General features: G+C 53.4%; 17 protein-coding genes and 3 pseudogenes. 10 read left to right on the forward strand and 10 right to left on the reverse strand.

The genetic code is table 11. The annotated features are described in order from the left end of the window. Positions 1–71 precede the first annotated feature (71 nt). Positions 72–623, forward strand: coding sequence for a TetR-type transcription factor C-terminal domain-containing protein (locus K3T82_RS33290; RefSeq protein ID WP_220197824.1), 552 nt, complete (start codon positions 72–74; stop codon positions 621–623). After that, positions 559–2,061 (forward strand): annotated as a pseudogene (locus tag K3T82_RS33295) (ISL3 family transposase); the annotation flags it as partial. The gene K3T82_RS33290 and the pseudogene K3T82_RS33295, both read left to right, overlap by 65 nt. Positions 2,062–2,100: 39 nt before the next feature. Here K3T82_RS33295 and K3T82_RS33300 read toward each other — a convergent pair. From K3T82_RS33300 to K3T82_RS50295, 4 genes and pseudogenes are all read right to left on the reverse strand, one after another. Next, on the reverse strand, positions 2,101–2,940 hold the full coding sequence (locus K3T82_RS33300; RefSeq protein WP_220198378.1) for a hypothetical protein: 840 nt from the start codon (positions 2,938–2,940) through the stop codon (positions 2,101–2,103). 69 nt (positions 2,941–3,009) lie between these two features. Further along, a pseudogene (locus K3T82_RS50290) lies at positions 3,010–3,243 on the reverse strand (recombinase zinc ribbon domain-containing protein); the annotation flags it as partial. Between the two features lie 25 nt (positions 3,244–3,268). After that, positions 3,269–4,111, reverse strand: a pseudogene (locus K3T82_RS33305) (recombinase family protein); the annotation flags it as partial. Between the two features lies 1 nt (position 4,112). Continuing rightward, positions 4,113–4,409, reverse strand: a complete 297-nt coding sequence (locus K3T82_RS50295) for a DUF5372 family protein (protein WP_220198350.1) — start codon at positions 4,407–4,409, stop codon at positions 4,113–4,115. A 419-nt stretch (positions 4,410–4,828) separates the two neighbouring features. On the opposite strand from K3T82_RS50295, the gene K3T82_RS33315 reads away from it, so the two are divergent. The 4 genes from K3T82_RS33315 to K3T82_RS33330 all read left to right on the forward strand — a co-directional run bounded on the left by K3T82_RS33315 (position 4,829) and on the right by K3T82_RS33330 (position 7,647). Continuing rightward, complete coding sequence (locus K3T82_RS33315) at positions 4,829–5,296, forward strand: nuclear transport factor 2 family protein (RefSeq protein WP_420799376.1); 468 nt, start codon at positions 4,829–4,831, stop codon at positions 5,294–5,296. Between the two features lie 154 nt (positions 5,297–5,450). Further along, positions 5,451–5,942 (forward strand): hypothetical protein, encoded by a 492-nt coding sequence (locus K3T82_RS33320; protein ID WP_220197826.1) that lies wholly within the window; start codon positions 5,451–5,453, stop codon positions 5,940–5,942. Between the two features lie 124 nt (positions 5,943–6,066). Next, positions 6,067–6,702, forward strand: coding sequence for an FAD-dependent monooxygenase (locus K3T82_RS33325; protein ID WP_220197827.1), 636 nt, complete (start codon positions 6,067–6,069; stop codon positions 6,700–6,702). Between the two features lie 24 nt (positions 6,703–6,726). Beyond that, complete coding sequence (locus K3T82_RS33330) at positions 6,727–7,647, forward strand: FAD-dependent monooxygenase (protein WP_220197828.1); 921 nt, start codon at positions 6,727–6,729, stop codon at positions 7,645–7,647. 208 nt (positions 7,648–7,855) lie between these two features. On the opposite strand, the gene K3T82_RS33335 is transcribed toward K3T82_RS33330, so the two are convergent. From K3T82_RS33335 to K3T82_RS33355, 5 genes are read right to left on the reverse strand one after another with little or no spacing between them, the layout of a single operon-like run. Beyond that, the gene (locus tag K3T82_RS33335) at positions 7,856–8,857 is read right to left on the reverse strand and encodes an ATP-grasp domain-containing protein (RefSeq protein ID WP_220197829.1); all 1,002 of its coding nucleotides are present in this window, start codon (positions 8,855–8,857) and stop codon (positions 7,856–7,858) included. A gap of 3 nt (positions 8,858–8,860) precedes the next feature. Next, positions 8,861–9,067: a hypothetical protein gene (locus K3T82_RS33340; protein ID WP_220197830.1), complete on the reverse strand. Its 207-nt coding sequence runs from the start codon at positions 9,065–9,067 to the stop codon at positions 8,861–8,863. After that, entirely contained in the window at positions 9,019–9,369 is a 351-nt protein-coding gene (locus tag K3T82_RS33345) for a hypothetical protein (protein ID WP_220197831.1), read from the reverse strand. Before K3T82_RS33345 ends, K3T82_RS33340 begins: the two co-directional genes overlap by 49 nt. A gap of 18 nt (positions 9,370–9,387) precedes the next feature. Continuing rightward, positions 9,388–10,644 carry a hypothetical protein gene (locus K3T82_RS33350; protein ID WP_220197832.1) on the reverse strand — a complete coding sequence of 419 codons (1,257 nt, stop codon included), beginning with the start codon at positions 10,642–10,644 and terminating at the stop codon, positions 9,388–9,390. Positions 10,645–10,701: 57 nt separating this feature from the next. Continuing rightward, complete coding sequence (locus K3T82_RS33355) at positions 10,702–11,124, reverse strand: helix-turn-helix domain-containing protein (protein WP_220197833.1); 423 nt, start codon at positions 11,122–11,124, stop codon at positions 10,702–10,704. Between the two features lie 841 nt (positions 11,125–11,965). Between K3T82_RS33355 and K3T82_RS33360 the strand changes: the two genes are divergently transcribed. Genes K3T82_RS33360 through K3T82_RS33370 form a run of 3 tightly spaced genes read left to right on the forward strand, consistent with a single transcriptional unit; the run spans position 11,966 to position 13,717 of the window. Beyond that, positions 11,966–12,475, forward strand: a complete 510-nt coding sequence (locus K3T82_RS33360; RefSeq protein WP_220197834.1) for a hypothetical protein — start codon at positions 11,966–11,968, stop codon at positions 12,473–12,475. A gap of 24 nt (positions 12,476–12,499) precedes the next feature. Further along, positions 12,500–13,126, forward strand: coding sequence for a DDE-type integrase/transposase/recombinase (locus K3T82_RS33365; protein WP_220197835.1), 627 nt, complete (start codon positions 12,500–12,502; stop codon positions 13,124–13,126). Between the two features lie 24 nt (positions 13,127–13,150). After that, positions 13,151–13,717 (forward strand): hypothetical protein, encoded by a 567-nt coding sequence (locus K3T82_RS33370; protein WP_220197836.1) that lies wholly within the window; start codon positions 13,151–13,153, stop codon positions 13,715–13,717. A 231-nt stretch (positions 13,718–13,948) separates the two neighbouring features. Here the strand turns inward: K3T82_RS33370 and K3T82_RS33375 are convergent, their stop codons facing one another. Continuing rightward, on the reverse strand, positions 13,949–14,815 hold the full coding sequence (locus K3T82_RS33375) for a helix-turn-helix transcriptional regulator (protein WP_220197837.1): 867 nt from the start codon (positions 14,813–14,815) through the stop codon (positions 13,949–13,951). A gap of 308 nt (positions 14,816–15,123) precedes the next feature. Between K3T82_RS33375 and K3T82_RS33380 the strand changes: the two genes are divergently transcribed. Then, positions 15,124–16,041 (forward strand): SDR family oxidoreductase, encoded by a 918-nt coding sequence (locus tag K3T82_RS33380; RefSeq protein ID WP_220197838.1) that lies wholly within the window; start codon positions 15,124–15,126, stop codon positions 16,039–16,041. Positions 16,042–16,186 lie beyond the last annotated feature (145 nt).

Raw genomic sequence — 16,186 nt, forward strand, 5'->3', positions numbered from 1 at the left:
CATAAAGACAAACCCCAATATCAATCGTCGTGTGACAAAAAGTGAAATCCGGATGGCGATATGTTCTTGAAATGCCGGGATCACCAGCGGAACACCTTGCCTTGTTGATAGAGAGATTGGTACAAGCCAGACGCGAATACCCCGAAATCTACCAGATTCTGGATCAGGTAAAAAATGCTGAGGCAACGCCTTTCAACCTACGTGAACGCTTCCACCAGCAGAGTCAGACGTTTCACGATGTAATGAGGCAACTGATCATCGAGGGCCAGGCCGAAGGCTCGGTTGCAGCAGGCGATCCAGAGCAGTTAGTGACCGCTTTTGTCGCCTGCTTTGAAGGGTTAACCAGATTGGCGTTACATAACCCGGAGCAGTTCAAACAATCTTGTCCTGACGCAAGCATTCTCCTGAGGATGCTTCAGCCAGAAGCTCATCGACAGGGAAATTTCATCTCATCTCCTGGTTCTGGCTCACTCTTGGTGATTCAGGCTGCTTGCTACTTGTACATTGATAGATCGTCCTACATGAATAAGAGACACTTGTGGAAGGATATTGATGAAGATGCAAGTGAAGCAAGTAGCCGCTCTCCCAAAGCAGCTCGCAATCATGAATATCAAAATAAGTGATGATGTGCTTACAATCACTTCTCTTTCAACACAGGCTTGCCCATGTTGTCCGCTCTGTGGCAAACCATCCGCACGGATACATAGCCGCTACATTCGTCAGGTAGCCGATTTGCCCTGCGGCGGACGGCAAGTTCGTCTTCTGGTGCAGGTGCGCAAATGCTTTTGTGAGACACCCGATTGTATCCGAAAAATCTTTATGGAGCGCCTGACGCCCTTCGTGAATACCTTTGCACGAGTCACGCAGCGCTTGTTTCAAATTGTGCAAGTTATTGGGCTAGCAACCGGCGGCAGGCTAGGAGTTCGTGTCACAGATCGGCTCGGAATACAGATCTCGCGCCATACCATTCTCCGACGCATTATGGCGCTGCCTACAGAGCCAATTGGACCGGTGCTGCAGATTGGCATTGACGACTTTGCTTTTAGGCGTGGTCGCAAGTTTGGCACCATCATCGTGGATTTACGAACACATAAGGTACTCGATGTGCTACCAGACCGGACGACTGACACTTCCGCCGCCTGGATGGCAACCCACCCAGAAATTGAAGTAGTGAGCCGAGATCGAGGAGGAGACTACGCTGCCGCAGCTAGGAAAGCGGTTCCAGAAGCCACGCAGACGGCAGATCGTTTCCATGTGTTGAAGAACCTTGGAGAGGCTCTGGAGGGAGTCCTCTCACGTCATCTTGCCATTCACCGCAGAGGTCAGGCAGAGCAATCAAGGGCCACTCCTCTCTCCACTACGCACCCCATACAACCACCAAAATTGAGCCCAAAGGAAGCCGAACTGAGCCAAGCGAAGCGAGAGGAACGCCTGGCGAAATACGAGCAAGTCGTGGCCCTACGGAAACTGGGCTTCTCGCAGACTGCCATTGCCAACCAGGTTGGAATCGGTCATGCCACCGTTTCGCGCTGGTTGCGCAGTGATGCGTTTCCCGAACAACCACCACGTCCGCGAAAAAGCCGCCTTGATCCCTATCTCAAAGAGGTGAGCAAGCGGTGGGAGGCAGGCTGTCACAACATCGCTCAGTTGCATCGGGAGTTGGTCGCTTCTGGTGCCCCCTTGACCTACAAGGTTGTATACAAGCAACTGGTTCATTACCTTCCAGAAGGGCGGAAGAATGCACAAAAGCCCGATCAGCTTCCACGGCCTCCTGTGCTAGCACGGCAAGCTGTCTTCCTGTTTCTTCGCAGACCTTTGGAACTGGAGGCAGACGAACAAGAAACGCTGGCATTGCTCCAGTCTCTGCACACAGAGGTGAAGCTGGCTTACGAGCTGGTTCAGCAATTCGCTCAGATGGTACGCACGCGCACAGGAGAACAGCTCGATGACTGGCTCGAACGGGTAAAAGCCAGCAAGATTCGCGAACTGCAAGGCTTTGTTGCTGGCGTGGAACGTGACAAAGCAGCGGTGCTAGCAGGACTTACTCTTCCTCAAAACAACGATCACGTTGCATAATGCACCTCGTCACTTGGATCAATATCATATCGTTTCAGCCAGAAGCGGTTGCCTCTCCTGTGGAAGAAAGAGGCAGGATCCACGATCATTGTAACAGATCCCAATAATACGTTCTTGACGATACCAACGCCAAATGGTTTGGGCTGTAACACCGTAGGAGTGCGCCAATTCGTCAGCGGTCAGCAGCCCTTGAGCTCGCAGGCGGGTACATCGATCTGCAAGCCCGTGATGTCGACGCAGTTGATAGACATGCGTGCTGAGAAAAGGCAACCCCTCAAAGGTGCGGAAACCTTGCTGGTTCAACTGCTCAGCCACCTCTGCATCCGTATATTCCTCAAGAAGGCGGTCCATGGCTGCCAATGTCTCTGGAGGGGTCAAACGCGATTGGGACAACGGCAGAGGGAGTTCTACCATGATCGTCTGTGTAGCCCCTCCCTTGAAGCGAATATGTGCCACAATCTGATCCGTTTTGTGGACCGTTACGTCTTCAATGACCAGCCGAACTGCACGCTTGCGCTCTCGTGCGGTGGTCTTGGGGCCGTTCCAGAACCGGCGAAACCGTTCGGGTACCTGCTCAATATCCGTCCGCTCTTCCACGCTCACTTGCTGCTGATCGCCCTGGTTGTAGCGCTCTTCAACTGCTCGTGCTTCCTCCAAGGCGACCAGTTTCGCGTTCCATTCCGCTTCCAAAACGCTTGCTACCAGACGATTGTTCGGATCGACTTTGAGATAACGCCGTTGCGCTAACTCCGCTTCGTATTGCGCACGCTCTACTTGGAGATGACGCAAGCGACGAGCCTCATCTGCTCGCTGGATGACTTCCTCCTGTACTGCCAAGGTCAAGGCGAGGGCTTCGGGGGTCATGCGCTCCAGGAGCACCGCCCCAACGGCTTGATCCAGATCTCGCCCAGGAATGCGTTGACAGGGAGTATTCCCCTGGGCAATGCTTCGGCTCTGGCACAGATAATCTGGGATGATACGCTGCCCTCTGCGCTGGTGAGAGCGCACCGTCATCCGTTCGCCGCAGCAGCCACAGAGGATCAAACCCTGCAAGAGCGCAGGTCCCTCTCGTGGTGGGGAAAAACGCTTGGGAGCATACGCTTGGCTGTTCAAAGCAAGCTGTGACGCGTTCTCTCTCAAAGTCTTCCCAACTAATATACCCAACATGAGCCTCACGCACAAGGGCTACCCAGTTGGCGCGGGGAACATCCTGAATGTGGAGCTTGCCATCAGCCGTCTTCGTCGTACGTGAACGCCCGTAGACATAGGCTCCCGCATACGCTGGATGATGCAGGAGCCGCAACACATCATGATGCTCGATCTCTGCCCAGACCAGTTCTCCTTGATGCGCTCCCCGACGCAAGCGACGCGGGAAGAGCAAATGCTGTTGACGAAAGTGGCGGACGGTCGTAAAGGCCGAGCCAGTGTGCGCAAAACTGCGAAAGACCTCGCGAATGCTGGCCTGCACTTGGAGATCGGGATCAAGCACCACCACATCCGTTTCGGTGTAGACAAATCCGATGGGTAAGGTCAATTTGAGGGCTCCCCGACGCGCTTTGTTGAGGATACCGCCTTGCAGTCGAGCACGCAGGATAAAAAGCTCAGCCTCACTCATGGTGCCTTTCAGGCCAAGCAAAAGCCGGTCGTTGAAAGTCGCTGGATCATAGAGCCCTTCTTCGTCCAGGATCAAGGTGCGGGTAAGCGCACAAATTTCCAGGAGCTGATGCCAGTCGCTGGAGTTGCGTGCCAGCCGAGAAACCTCCAGCCCCAAGACCAACCCAACCTGTCCAAGGCCAACTTCAGCCACTAGGCGCTGGAAGCCTAAACGATCAGCAGTTGAGGCTCCCGAATGACCCAGATCTTGATCAATCACGACAATACGCTCCTGGCTCCAGCCAAGCGCCAGCGCCCGTTCGCGGAGCGCATATTGGCGAGCAGTGCTTTCGGTATTTTCGAGCACTTGTTGAAGTGTACTTTGCCGCACATACAGATATGCCAGGCGACTGAGATGATGAGCGCTGACCTGCTGGGTCATCTTAGTGATCCTCCTTCTGGTGAGTCTTGAGTAGCTGGTTGAGGGGTCCTATGTCTTCAAAACGAAGCATGGTTCGCCCTGCGGCAACAACCAGAAAGGGATCAGGAGGGGCGAGACTGGTCCAGGCCAGAGGGAGAGAGCGGACCTGATGTGTCTGCGGATCTGTAAAGAAGACGCGCTCTTCTCCCCAGGCGCGGCTCTGCGAGAGCAGAGGGAAGCTATGACCACTGAGAGGATGAAAGGGATGGGTGATGGTAAAGGAATGCTCACCATTCGTGTTATTAGGTGTAGTTGACAGTTCGTTTAAACAGTCTCGTTGAAGGGAAAGTGAACAAGCTGAAGCTCATTAAGCGTATGATGTTCGGAAGGGCTGCATTTCCTTTATTACGGCAACGTGTTCTTCACGCACTGTAAAACAGATGAACGGAATGTTCTCTGTTCATTTACTCTTTCTCAGAGAATATTCGTTCATCACCACAAGTGAGCCAGAACCACTTCATCATTTACCATGTGGTTCGATGCATGGCATGGTTCGACGGTCATACTCGTGCTCAGACTCGTCGTTCGGCTTTTACAACAGAAACTTTTAGCTAGCAGAGTGCGTATCTGAATTGAACCTCGTTGTGGGAATATGAAAAAATGCTACGATCTTCTTACGAGGGTTTTTCTGTTCCGCTATCGATCATGCGTCATTTAATGACTAGTGAGGAGGGAATGATGGAAACCATGCCGCCCTTGCCACCGTTTACACAAGAAACCGCAATACAGAAAGTACGTCTGGCCGAGGATGCCTGGAATACGCGCGATCCTGACCGGGTTGTGCTGGCATATACGGAGGATACAAGCTGGCGCAACCGAGCTGAATTCCCCGTTGGGCGCGAAGAGGCCCGCCAATTTCTGCAACGCAAGTGGTCAAAGGAACTGGACTATCGTTTGATTAAGGAATTGTGGGCGTATTCCGGTAATCGCATTGCAGTGCGCTTTGCCTACGAATGGCATGATGATTCCAATCAATGGTTCCGTAGCTACGGCAATGAAAATTGGGAATTCAATGAGCAAGGCTTGATGATGCGCCGCTATGCAAGCATTAACGATAGGCCGATTAAAGAATCGGATCGCAAGTTTTTCTGGATGCTCGGTCGGCGTCCAGATGACCATCCAGGATTGAGTGAATTGGGACTGTAAGAAATTGAGTGTCCTCGTACTCTGTTCCTCATTGGTGCTACGCTAAAAAGAGAGAAGGCAAATTACTATGATACGTAGCACCGGGCCGGAAAAGGTGGTTGGTCGGGCCCGGACTCCTCTTTAGCACCGAAAAAACGAGCAGAGGGAATGGCTGATGGAACCGGCCCTAGTCATCTCAACGTGCATGCATGCGAGCCTCAACTGGCGGGTGCGCTGCACGCATGCATCGCTGCCACCCCTGGCTCCTTTTATCATTCCAGCGGCCCGCTATTTTAAACAGATCAATACCTTCGCTTGCCGGTGCGACCATCAGCGTTTCTCCTGGAAAACCGAACAGCGGGAACGTGCCAACGGGAAGTATCGTCTCTCGACACATGCACGTCATTTACACGTTTCAGAAGGAGTATACCAGATGTGGAGCGCTTTTCCCAGGAACCTTTGTCCCTGTGCTCACATTGGAGGGCACGTGCTTATGTCGGAGGGCCAAACCTGCTCACATCGCGGAACTGACCCAATCTCGGTGAAAACACATCGGGAGCAGCAGCTTAACTCTTCTTTACACGCTCAGACAAAGGAGCACGGCTGCCAGATAAGCTCATCATTCACCAAAATTGGGCCAGAACCATCTCCTGAGACACATATGTAAGACAAGCAACCCAGCAAGATCACAGATACTTCAGAGGTGCGTATGTGCACTCCTCTGATACCTTGCTGCCTTGTTATCAGAGGGACCATCTCTTTCAAAGAAGAGCAAAAGGAGCATACTTCCCATGACCCAAATACCCATCATTGATGTCCTTGTGGTTAGAGCAGGACCAACTGGCTTGACACTGGCCTGCGATCTTGCCCGTCGAGATGTTTCTTGTCGCATTATTGACCAGGAAGCAACCCATCACATTGGTACGCGTGCCAGGGCATTAAGTCCTCGCTCACAGGAGATCCTCGACGATCTCGATATGCTCGAACAGTTTTTTGCTCACGCCGAACCCCACTTGCCCATGCGCTTCTATAATCGTGAGAACCAACTCATACGCGAGGTTGATTCTGCCTCTCACGCCGTTGCATCCTCGACCCCTGATGCTCCCTATCGCGGCAACCTCATTATCAGCCAGCAACGAACTGAGACCCTCCTGCGTGAACATCTGGCTACCTCTGGTCTCTTCGTCGAGCTAAGCTCTCGGCTCGTCGGCTATACCCAACATCGTGAGTATGTTGTCGCAAGAATCGCCCGTGCGGGAATGATTGAAGATATTCAGGCACGCTACTTGGTAGGCTGCGATGGAGGAGCCAGCACAGTTCGGAAATGTGCTGGCATTTCATTTCTGGGCGAGACCAGAGAAAATGAACATCTCTTCCTTGGCAGTGTTAATGTCAGTGGGTTAGATCCCACTGCGAGGTATCTGTAAATAGACCCGGTTTCGGGACCCCTGATGACGCTGTACCCCATGGTCCGCGATGGCAACTGGTGGTTTTCTACCGGCCTCACGCCAGACGAGTACCAGGTATTACCTTCCACAGTTGAGACACTCCAGCGCCTCTTCGATGAACGGGTGGGGATACCTGGTGTCCATTTCTCCAATCTCACTTGGCACTCTCTTTGGAGAGCAAACATACGCATGGTTGATCGCTATCGTAACGGCCGGATCTTTCTGGTAGGAGACGCTGCCCACGTCCACTCTCCTGCTGAAGGGGAAGGGATGCAGACAGGTATTCAGGATGCGTACAATCTGGGGTGGGAAATAGCCTCTGCGCTTCGTGGAGCCCCAGACATGCTCCTGGATACCTATGAGGACGAACGCCTCCCTATTGCTCGGCAACTGCTAGAAAGTACTTCCGCTCGCTCTCAGGCGTTCATGCGCCCTAGTTCTATCACACAGACCGTCACGAATGTGACCACCAGCAAGGATGCCTTCGCTGACACGACTCAACTGAGTATCCACTACCGAGGCAGCACACTTGCCTGTGATCTCGATGAGGCGACAATCATCCGCGCCGGAGATCGCGCCCCCGATGCGCCTGGACTCCATGCCAGCAATGGCATGCAGGTTCGACTCTTCGACGTTTTCCGTGGGACACACTTCACCCTCCTCGTCTTCGGGTGCCAGCTGACGCTCCAACTTCCCGATGTCCCCAACGACTTCCTGCGGATATATACCATCGTGCGTCCGGGGGAGAGAATTGCGGCCTCCGATGGCGCTCTCATCGACACCAGTGGACATGCCCACCACACCTATGGGATCACCAATGAGGCGCTCATCCTGGTACGCCCTGACGGATATATCGGCCTCACTGGAGGAAGCCTCGATTCAGATCCAATCATCGACTACCTGCGTGGTACCACTGGTCGATGACAGGGAAGACCTCGCCGCAGCTGCACACATCATGAGCCAGTTTTTTTGCTCATTCAAAGCCAACCATGGTTGTCAAAAGAGCAGTTATCCACATTTCTCCTTTGAAATGTGGATAATTCATGTGAGAAATGGGTAAACGAAGAGGAAACAATGTGATTATTTCCGTTCAAGAGATAGAAGGGGAAGCGATATGTCCTCTTTTCTTCTCTTACGACTTGTTTGCTTGGGCTTTCCCTTGTTGATCCACCTGCCGAGCAGGGAAAAGCGCGGTGATGACGGCAGTCCTCTCATCATCCTCACCATCCTCAAGATCCTCCTCGCCCAAGGTGCGAAGCATCTCAGCAAGCATGGTCACCAAGTACTCACAGGCTTTGACATTGAACGCAAAGAAGAGTCGAGGCTCAGTGAGTTCCAGTTCACTCAAACGCACGTGCCCTGTCTCATCACGAATCAGATCAACACGCGCATATAATAACGGAGGAAGGCGCGAGAGCACGGCACGTGCCAGGCACACTTCATCCTCCTCCAATGGCACACACCTCTCCTGTGTGAGGATATCAGGAACCAGCGTACAGACACGGCGCACCGCATGGGTGATCTGCCCGGCAATGGCGATGAGGGAATGTTCCCCTGACTCCTGGGCCACGGATGGATAAAAGGGCTGGATCATCACTGGGTAGCCTCGCGCACGCATCTGTGCCAGATGTGTCTGCCCAGCCTGCATGCTCTCTTTAGTGTCTGTCGAAACCAGAGAGAGCCCAAAGCTCTCAGCCGCAATAGCTGGCTTAAGGACCGCCTGCTGCCATCCACGCTGAGCTAACACGTCACGCAAATCAGATTGAGGCTGCTTTGGAGTTATCCAGTGTGTCGGAATCGTGGGGATACCCTGCAAGGAGAGGTCATGCAAGTAGCGTTTGTTGGTATTCCATTCTACGATGGGCAATGGATTGAGCAGCACACTGCACTGGGCAACGTGTCTCGCCCACCGAATAAAGGCGGTCCGCTGCTGGTAGTAGTCCCAGGTGGAGCGCAACACCACCAGATCACAGCCTTCCCAGTCAAAGGAAGGATCAGTCCAGGGAACGAGATCAGCCTCAATGCCCACGTGATCTAAAGCGTGCAGCAGCGCCAGATCATCACCTACCTGATAATAGTGTCGATTCGATGTGACCAACGCAATGCGCTGGTGAGATAAGCGTCTCTCTCTCATGCACTAGTTTCCTTTCTCATGCACATTGGTCACCGGCAGCGGCTCTCTGGCATCTTCGACGGACCTCTGGAGGTGTTCAAAGAGCAGGCGACGAGCCGTGATAGCAAGGCGCTCTTGCCGCATAAGCACATGCCCATGGGCATCAATGACCTCGGCATCTGCTACACGACTCCCAGCATAGTGCCAACTGGAGAGATGTAGATCTCCCATAGATGCCACTCTCCTCCATAGGTATCGGGGGCATCCTCAGAGGACACCAGCGCATACCATTCCCACTGACAGCTCCATTCTCCGAGCGCACACCAGTGTCCTAATCCCAGTGGGAGATGCTGTCGATGCGACATCAGGGTGAGCGTGCCATCAGCGGCAAACTGGAGCAGGAACCGTTGCGCCTCCTCCGGCCAGTTGAGCACCCACTCCCAACTCCCCACAAAGGGAGCGTCTATGGGGGCAGGAATGGGTGGCGTGCGTGAGATGAGTGCCTCGCGAGGTGGTTGGTGTGGTCGTAACATAGTGGTTTCTCCTCTCTTTTACGATGAACGGCGAGAACGATACCCAAAACGAGCACGAAAGGCATGCAGAAAAGCATCAGTCCAAGTATGAGGACCATGATGGGGTGGAGTTGCCTGCATGCCGCCAGCTTGCAATGCCAGAACATGGAACAGCACCGCAGATTCATCCAGAGGGCCAAGCACCGCAGGTCCTCCACGCTGCACGATGGCTCCTGAGAGCACCTGCGCATCCACACTTAGGAGCGGAGCGATGCGTCCTGCTCGTGTGTGCCACCCGGAGGCACGACGAACGAGTGGGTGCATGTCTTCCCTCGCCGGGGGATCAGGCATGAGCCACAACTCATTGAGGGGGTCATGGGAGGTCAGATGTCCTCCCTCAATGAGCAGCACATCCTCACGGGTCGCAAGGCGCTGGTGGAAGTGCTCGTCGTTGCGCCAGCGAATGGGGATTCGTGAGAGCGCCACCACACCAGACTGCATGGACTCGCTGTCCAGCACGAGACCATCAGCAGTCAGATCGAGCAACAAGGTCGTGTGGGCCATCACCTCCCCCATATCCGAAGCCCACATGACCTCTCCCTCAAAGCCATGCCGCGTCAGGGTCGAGAGCAGCATCAGAGAGGCTTCTATGTCAGGTGGTGCGCTGCTTGGAAGGGGTCTGACAATGATGGTTGGAGGATGTGCCAGAACGGTCAGGAGCGCATGGAGCATGGCCGCCAACGCATCGGTGGTTCCAACCAGGGCAAGGCGCTCCTGGCGCAGATCACGCCGCAGCATGGGCAAGACCTGTTCCAGATGCAAGAAGAGGGCAGCCAGGCTACTGGCTTCTCCAGTGGTCAGGCGTGGTCGCTGCCCGGCACGGAGAGGCAGAGACTGTTGTACCAACAAGCCATGGTTGGTCATCTGAGGAAGCCACTGACAGAGCGCGATGACCTGTGCTCCACAGGCCTGCGCGAGCGCAATGGCATCACTGGTCTGCTGAAGCACCTCTTGCTGAAAGGCATCCGAGCGTGCCTCATGAGGCGGGAGTTGCAACGGCAAGGCAAAAATGCCGATGCGTCCAAGGGGTGTGGTGAGCAGATGCCTAAGTGTGGTTCGCTTCGGCTCTCCACCATTCTCCCCCCTCTCCGGTGAGTGAAGAGGTGGTTGAGTTGTCAGCGCCGCAACCTCCAGTGGATCGGTTTGCCGAAGAAGAAGTGAGTGGAGTGCGCCCTCTGAGGGCTGCTCCTGTCGAACAGGAGAGGGGCACTCATCGAAAGGAAAAGAATGTATCATACCAATCTCCAGTGTCGCAAGACAAAAGACGCCAACGGAAGAGAGAGCGTCTTGACCTTATATCTTTCGTCGAGCGCGGTGAGGCTTACGAGACGAACGTCGTCTGCGGGTTGGCTTGGGGCCATCATAGCGAAGCAGATAGCCCTGGTGCGCTATGCTTACCAGCGTGAAGTAGGATGGGAGCTTGTGTTTGATCCGGCTCATATGCTTGCGTAGCGCCAGAATATCCTGCTCATCACAGGTCGGCGTCACATGCGCAAAGAGCACCTCATAGGTTTGTACCTGATCGATACCCTCCATCAGGCGGCGCACGATATGAAATTCGAGCGGAGTACAGTAGAGCAAATACCCTTCCCTGAAACATTTTTTGTGATGGATGTAAAACAGGGAGTTGTCATGAAAGTAGATCGCCTTGAGTGTATAGAGCGGTATCGCTTCGACACGTTGGGGGCCAGTTTTGATCATAGGATGGTGCTGCATATCGCGGTCTCATTCCTCCTCTCGTAGACCTTATTCTCTCTGCTTCAGTATGTCAAAGGAAACAGCGAAAAAACAGAGCATCACTAGGCATTTTCTTGCATTTTCTTGCAGAACCATTTTCCTGCGGTAGAGACCTCCTTTTCAGGAGCATACTCTTGAGGAAAGAAGGTCATTCCAGGTCTGTAAGCGTGCAAATCTGTTGACACTGGCCGCGAGGAGATCAGCACCAACCTATAGGAGAGGTAGACAAGATGGCGTCACTCATGACTGGCCCATTCAACGACGCACAGACCATAGATCGAGAAGCGTGAGAAGGATGGTTGCCAAGGGAAAATACAGGAAGAGAGAGAGGTGGACAACGACTCTCACGAGGAAGAGATTAAAGGTAGCAGGTATATATATGTACGTTCAGCGAGCCGAGAAAGAGATATTACTTGCGAGAATCTAGCGAACCAGGAAGCATACGTCTCTCTTGTCGTGAAAGACACTTCCTCCTGGGAAACACATATCTGCTTGTGTTTCCCAGGAGGCGTGAGGATACCTCGTTACATGATGCTTGCAAGGGGTGCGCACTCGAATGGGACAACAAAGCCCGGAGACGTGAAAATGACAAAAAATCAGGTATGACTGATGTATCAGCCTATCTCATCGTGTTAGGAGTGACACGGCGCCAAAGCACAAGTGCGCTCAACAAGAGCATACGACACCGACTCATAACATGGTTTACATATATTGAAAGTATCCATTGCGATAAAAATAGAGCCTCCGTTGTTTGGGCAAGAGAATCCGTGTAATATACCTTTAGGGGAATTGCTGTATTTACATCCAAAGAGGGATATCTATGCCCAAACGACGATATGAGCGCCGCGAACCTACGCATGATTGGCAACAGATCAAACCTCTACTCAAAGATACAGCGCAGATCAATTATGAAGTGATAAGACCTGTAATACTCTGGGGTCAAACACCAAAAGAGCGAGGTGCAGAAACAGGCGTTTCCCCTCGGACCATCTATTACCGCGCCAATCTTTTTGATCAGGCTGGTATGGCTTCTCTGCTCCCAGCAGAACCGCCGCCACCAGTCCCAAAGGTAGACAAACGTTCACTCCCTCCTGACGTCAGGCAGGAAATCATAGATCTCTATGCTCAATACCCGGCCTTCCATCCTCATGAGATTGCAACGATTTGTTTCGTGAAGTTCAATCGTAAGCTTGCCCCAGCGACCATTAAGCTCATATTAGCATCTGGTCCCAAACCGACAACCACAGAGCGCCGCTATCCTCGCTATGCAGAAATCGAAGATGGAGAAACACGGCGACGAACCGTTATCAGGCTCCATGTAGATGGCTAGAATGCCAAATCAATTGCTGAGTACTTGGACGTAAGCAGAACAACCGTCCACGCTATTCTCAGGCGATTTGCAGAAGAACAGTTTGCAGGGATGCCCGACAAATCGCGTGCTCGTAAGCAGCCGAGGAAAGTTGATATTTCAACCATTCAAGAAATCAAGAGGCTTTCAGAAAATCCTGATATTGGCGCGTACCGCGTCAGTGCAGCATTAGAGCAGATGGGCATGAAAATCTCTCGTGCGACTTGTGGCCGCTACCTTTCGATTAACAGGAAACTATACCATCTCCAAGTCCCACGTAAACCACGCCCAAAGGCTGATATGCCGTTTAGAGCCGAGCGGAGGCATCAGTACTGGTCAGTGGACGTTTGCTATCTTGACATGCATCGTCTTGGTGGAGGCATGGTTTACTGTATTAGCGTGTTGGAGAACTTTTCACGGGCCATTCTCGCCTCTGCCATTTCTCGCAGGCAAGATAATGAGGCTTTCTTTGCGGTTCTCTATGATGCCATAAGCCATTTCGGTGTGCCAGAGGTGCTCGTTTCGGACAATGGTACCATCTTTACCTCTCACGATACGCGCTGGATGTGTGAGCAGCTTGGAATTGAGAAAAAGGAAATTAAGAAGGGACGACCCTATCAAAATCATATATAAGCGGCATTTGGTGTACAAAGACGTATGGCTGATTGGTCGTTTGAAAAAGCACAAACCTGGGAAGATTTGCTGGCAGCTCACGATAAATGGATGAGGGACTACAATTTCCAGCGCCATCTCGCTCATGAGAATCGAGATGATGGATGTCATAGTCCTGCTGCTGTCCTGCAATGGATCAAAGGTGTGCAGCCAGAGCCAGAGCTGGTGTACCAGGCATTCTCTGCCATGTGCGAAACCCGACGCTTGAATAAGGCGAGTTATGCGCGATTTCGCAACTTCTTGCTTTATGGTGAGCGGAATCTGGCTGGAGAAACTGTCCAGGTCGATATCTTTCAAGATGTGCTCACACTTGACTACAACCAGGAGCGACACTCACGGTACTCAGTGGAGTGGGCACCAGATGATCACAATTTTATCCGTGTCGGCTATCCGCGTCTCTATGATCATCGATACCAGTCTGCACAATTAGAGCTGTGGCAACCTGACGAAGTCGAATGGTTTGTGATCATCCGTGATCAGCCTCGGTCTCGTCGCTGTAAACGCAAAAGTCACATTCTGGTTATACAGCCACCGTTGTTTGACGTGTCATAAAGGGATTCTGATGCGCAACGCAGGTATGTTATGGAAATAGTTGTGGTAAATGCCCGAATGTTGAACATCCGTGATTCGTTATCTGAGAATGTGGCGAAAGTCGGCGGATCCCAGTGATTGGCGACTTTAAATTGAGGGAACCTGCGCGAATGCCGCAGGGTCTCGTGGCAAGTTCTGTGGTCAACCCGCGCAGGATGGCTGATCAATGAAATCGTGACTGTGGAAGGTTGCTCAGAACCCACTTGAGACGCTTGATCTCGAAGATCGCAGTCGGGAGATTTTGGCTGGTGTATCTGCTTCGTCCAACGAGATGTAGGCAGTCATGGTGAGATCTGGGGCGTCAAACACCTGAAACGTGACAAGCTCAAACACGAGATAGCCTACTTGCGGATGATTGAACGTTTTGTGACCTTCTGATGCACTGAGCACCTCATGATCTGGCCACCAGGCCCGAAATTCAGGGCTGGCACTCATCAGATCATGGATCAACCCGGTCAACCAGGGATCACCAGGATAGCGACCACAAGTGGCCCGGAATTGTGCTAAAAGCCGTCGCGCATGCCCTTCCCAATCGACAAGAAATTGCCGATACATTGGTGAGGTAAACATTCGCCAGACGACATTGCGTTCGTGAGCGGTCATCTGCTCATAATCGCCAAAGACGACGCGGGCCGCTTCGTTCCAGGCCACCACATCCCATCGTCGTCCTGTCACAAAGGCTGGACTGAGACCCTGATGATCGAGGAAGAGCTGTAAGGCCGGACTCACGGTTTCAGGCTCCAGGGACCTCGCTGGAGGGGATTGTTGGTGAGCTAAGAAGAAGAGATGTGCTCGCTCATCGGCATTCAAGTGTAAAGCCTGCACGAGGCTTTCTAAGACCTGCGTCGAAACGCTAATCGGGCGTCCCTGCTCCAACCAGGTGTACCAGTCCACACTGACGCCTGAGAGTTGGGCTACTTCTGCGCGTCTGAGTCCTGGGGCCCGCCGCCTGCTTCCTCGCGGCAGCCCTACATCTTCAGGTGCAATCCGGTTCCTCCTGGTGCGCAGAAAATCTCCCAGTTCTTGCAAGCGCTGCTCCTCCTGCTCACGTGCCATCATTTCCTCTCTCCTTTACTCGTAGATTGCGGGAATGTAGGAGTCTCACTCCTATGATAAATGCTCATCTTGTTCTAGGATCCCTTTCAATATACACTTTCGACGTGTCGAAAACAACGCTCGCGCGACAAGGGCATGGTATCGATACCTATTCGGTCAAGGAACGCTTGTCGAAGGGCGTGATGCTGGCTGCATTGCTTGCCAGACCGGCGCACGCATGAGCGACGACACAAGCAATCATGCTGTACTACCTGACTCGATGTGTCCACACGACCGAAACCCTACCCTACGTTATGATGGAGGAATTTCCTATGAAAGTTTTTGTTACCGGCGCGACTGGGTATATCGGCTCGGCTATCGTCCGCGAGCTTTTAGCTACCGGGCATCAGGTCCTCGGCCTGGCTCGCTCAGATGCCGCTGCCACATCGCTCGCTTCTGTCGGAGCACAGGTACATCGCGGTTCCCTCGATGATCTTGACAGCCTGCGCAGCGGAGCGGCGGCCTCCGACGGCGTGATTCATACCGCCTACTTCACGATATCTTCCGATCTTGCGAGGTCCGGTGAAGCGGATCTGCGCGCCATCAAGGTGCTTGGCGCGGAACTTGCTGGCTCTAGTCGCCCGTTTGTCGTGACCTCCGCTATTGGTCTTCTCCTACCGGGTCGTCTTGGGACGGAGGAGGACGCAGCGTCTCCCAACTCATTTGGGGCGTCTCGCGTTGCCTCAGAAGAAGCGGCACTGGAGCTTTCCTCGCGTGGTGTGCGCGTGTCAATCGTACGACTGCCGCCAACGACCCATGGCGAGGGCGACCACGGTTTCGTCCCGACCCTCATCAGCGTTGCTCGCACGAAAGGCGTGTCGGCGTACCCAAGCGACGGATCGAATCGTTGGCCCGCTGTGCACCGGCTCGATGCGGCACATCTGTACCGGCTGGCGCTGGAGAAGGCCGCGGCGGGATCAGTGCTGCACGCGGTCGCAGACGAAGGGGTGCCGGTGCGCGAGATCGCAGGCGAAATTTCCCGACGCTTGGGCGTTCCGGTCGTCTCTCTGCCTATCGAGGAAGCAGGCTCACACTTCGGCTGGATCGGGCACGTCTTCTCACTGGACATACCGGCATCGAGCACGCTGACCCGACAACGGTTGGGATGGCAGCCCGTGCAACCTGGTCTGCTGGCGGATCTCGACGGCGATTACTACTTTACGAACGAGGCATGGTCAAAATTGCGTTGACTGTTTCCACACAAGGAACTTCTAGGGAAACGCATTGTTCTTTTTCATGTCCGTGCTGCCGGGCCACGTAAAACCCCGGCTTCCTCTTTCCGCTTTCCAACTTCCCCTCTTCTCCAGTCACAATTTTATCGCAATGAATACTTTC

The sequence above is a fragment of the Ktedonospora formicarum genome, from assembly GCF_016587355.1.
Lineage (GTDB): Bacteria > Chloroflexota > Ktedonobacteria > Ktedonobacterales > Ktedonobacteraceae > Ktedonobacter > Ktedonobacter formicarum.

What these genes read in the sequence shown, in the direction of transcription:
- K3T82_RS33350 (WP_220197832.1), bottom strand. Translation starts at nt 10,644, where the DNA reads ATGATACATTCTTTTCCTTTCGATGAGTGCCCCTCTCCTGTTCGACAG.
- K3T82_RS33340 (WP_220197830.1), bottom strand. Translation starts at nt 9,067, where the DNA reads ATGGGAGATCTACATCTCTCCAGTTGGCACTATGCTGGGAGTCGTGTA.
- K3T82_RS33330 (WP_220197828.1), top strand. Translation starts at nt 6,727, where the DNA reads ATGACGCTGTACCCCATGGTCCGCGATGGCAACTGGTGGTTTTCTACC.
- K3T82_RS33355 (WP_220197833.1), bottom strand. Translation starts at nt 11,124, where the DNA reads ATGCAGCACCATCCTATGATCAAAACTGGCCCCCAACGTGTCGAAGCG.
- K3T82_RS33315 (WP_420799376.1), top strand. Translation starts at nt 4,829, where the DNA reads ATGGAAACCATGCCGCCCTTGCCACCGTTTACACAAGAAACCGCAATA.
- K3T82_RS33360 (WP_220197834.1), top strand. Translation starts at nt 11,966, where the DNA reads ATGCCCAAACGACGATATGAGCGCCGCGAACCTACGCATGATTGGCAA.
- K3T82_RS33370 (WP_220197836.1), top strand. Translation starts at nt 13,151, where the DNA reads ATGGCTGATTGGTCGTTTGAAAAAGCACAAACCTGGGAAGATTTGCTG.
- K3T82_RS33380 (WP_220197838.1), top strand. Translation starts at nt 15,124, where the DNA reads ATGAAAGTTTTTGTTACCGGCGCGACTGGGTATATCGGCTCGGCTATC.
- K3T82_RS33325 (WP_220197827.1), top strand. Translation starts at nt 6,067, where the DNA reads ATGACCCAAATACCCATCATTGATGTCCTTGTGGTTAGAGCAGGACCA.
- K3T82_RS33375 (WP_220197837.1), bottom strand. Translation starts at nt 14,815, where the DNA reads ATGATGGCACGTGAGCAGGAGGAGCAGCGCTTGCAAGAACTGGGAGAT.
- K3T82_RS33300 (WP_220198378.1), bottom strand. Translation starts at nt 2,940, where the DNA reads ATGACCCCCGAAGCCCTCGCCTTGACCTTGGCAGTACAGGAGGAAGTC.
- K3T82_RS33335 (WP_220197829.1), bottom strand. Translation starts at nt 8,857, where the DNA reads ATGAGAGAGAGACGCTTATCTCACCAGCGCATTGCGTTGGTCACATCG.
- K3T82_RS33290 (WP_220197824.1), top strand. Translation starts at nt 72, where the DNA reads ATGCCGGGATCACCAGCGGAACACCTTGCCTTGTTGATAGAGAGATTG.
- K3T82_RS33345 (WP_220197831.1), bottom strand. Translation starts at nt 9,369, where the DNA reads ATGTTACGACCACACCAACCACCTCGCGAGGCACTCATCTCACGCACG.
- K3T82_RS33320 (WP_220197826.1), top strand. Translation starts at nt 5,451, where the DNA reads ATGGAACCGGCCCTAGTCATCTCAACGTGCATGCATGCGAGCCTCAAC.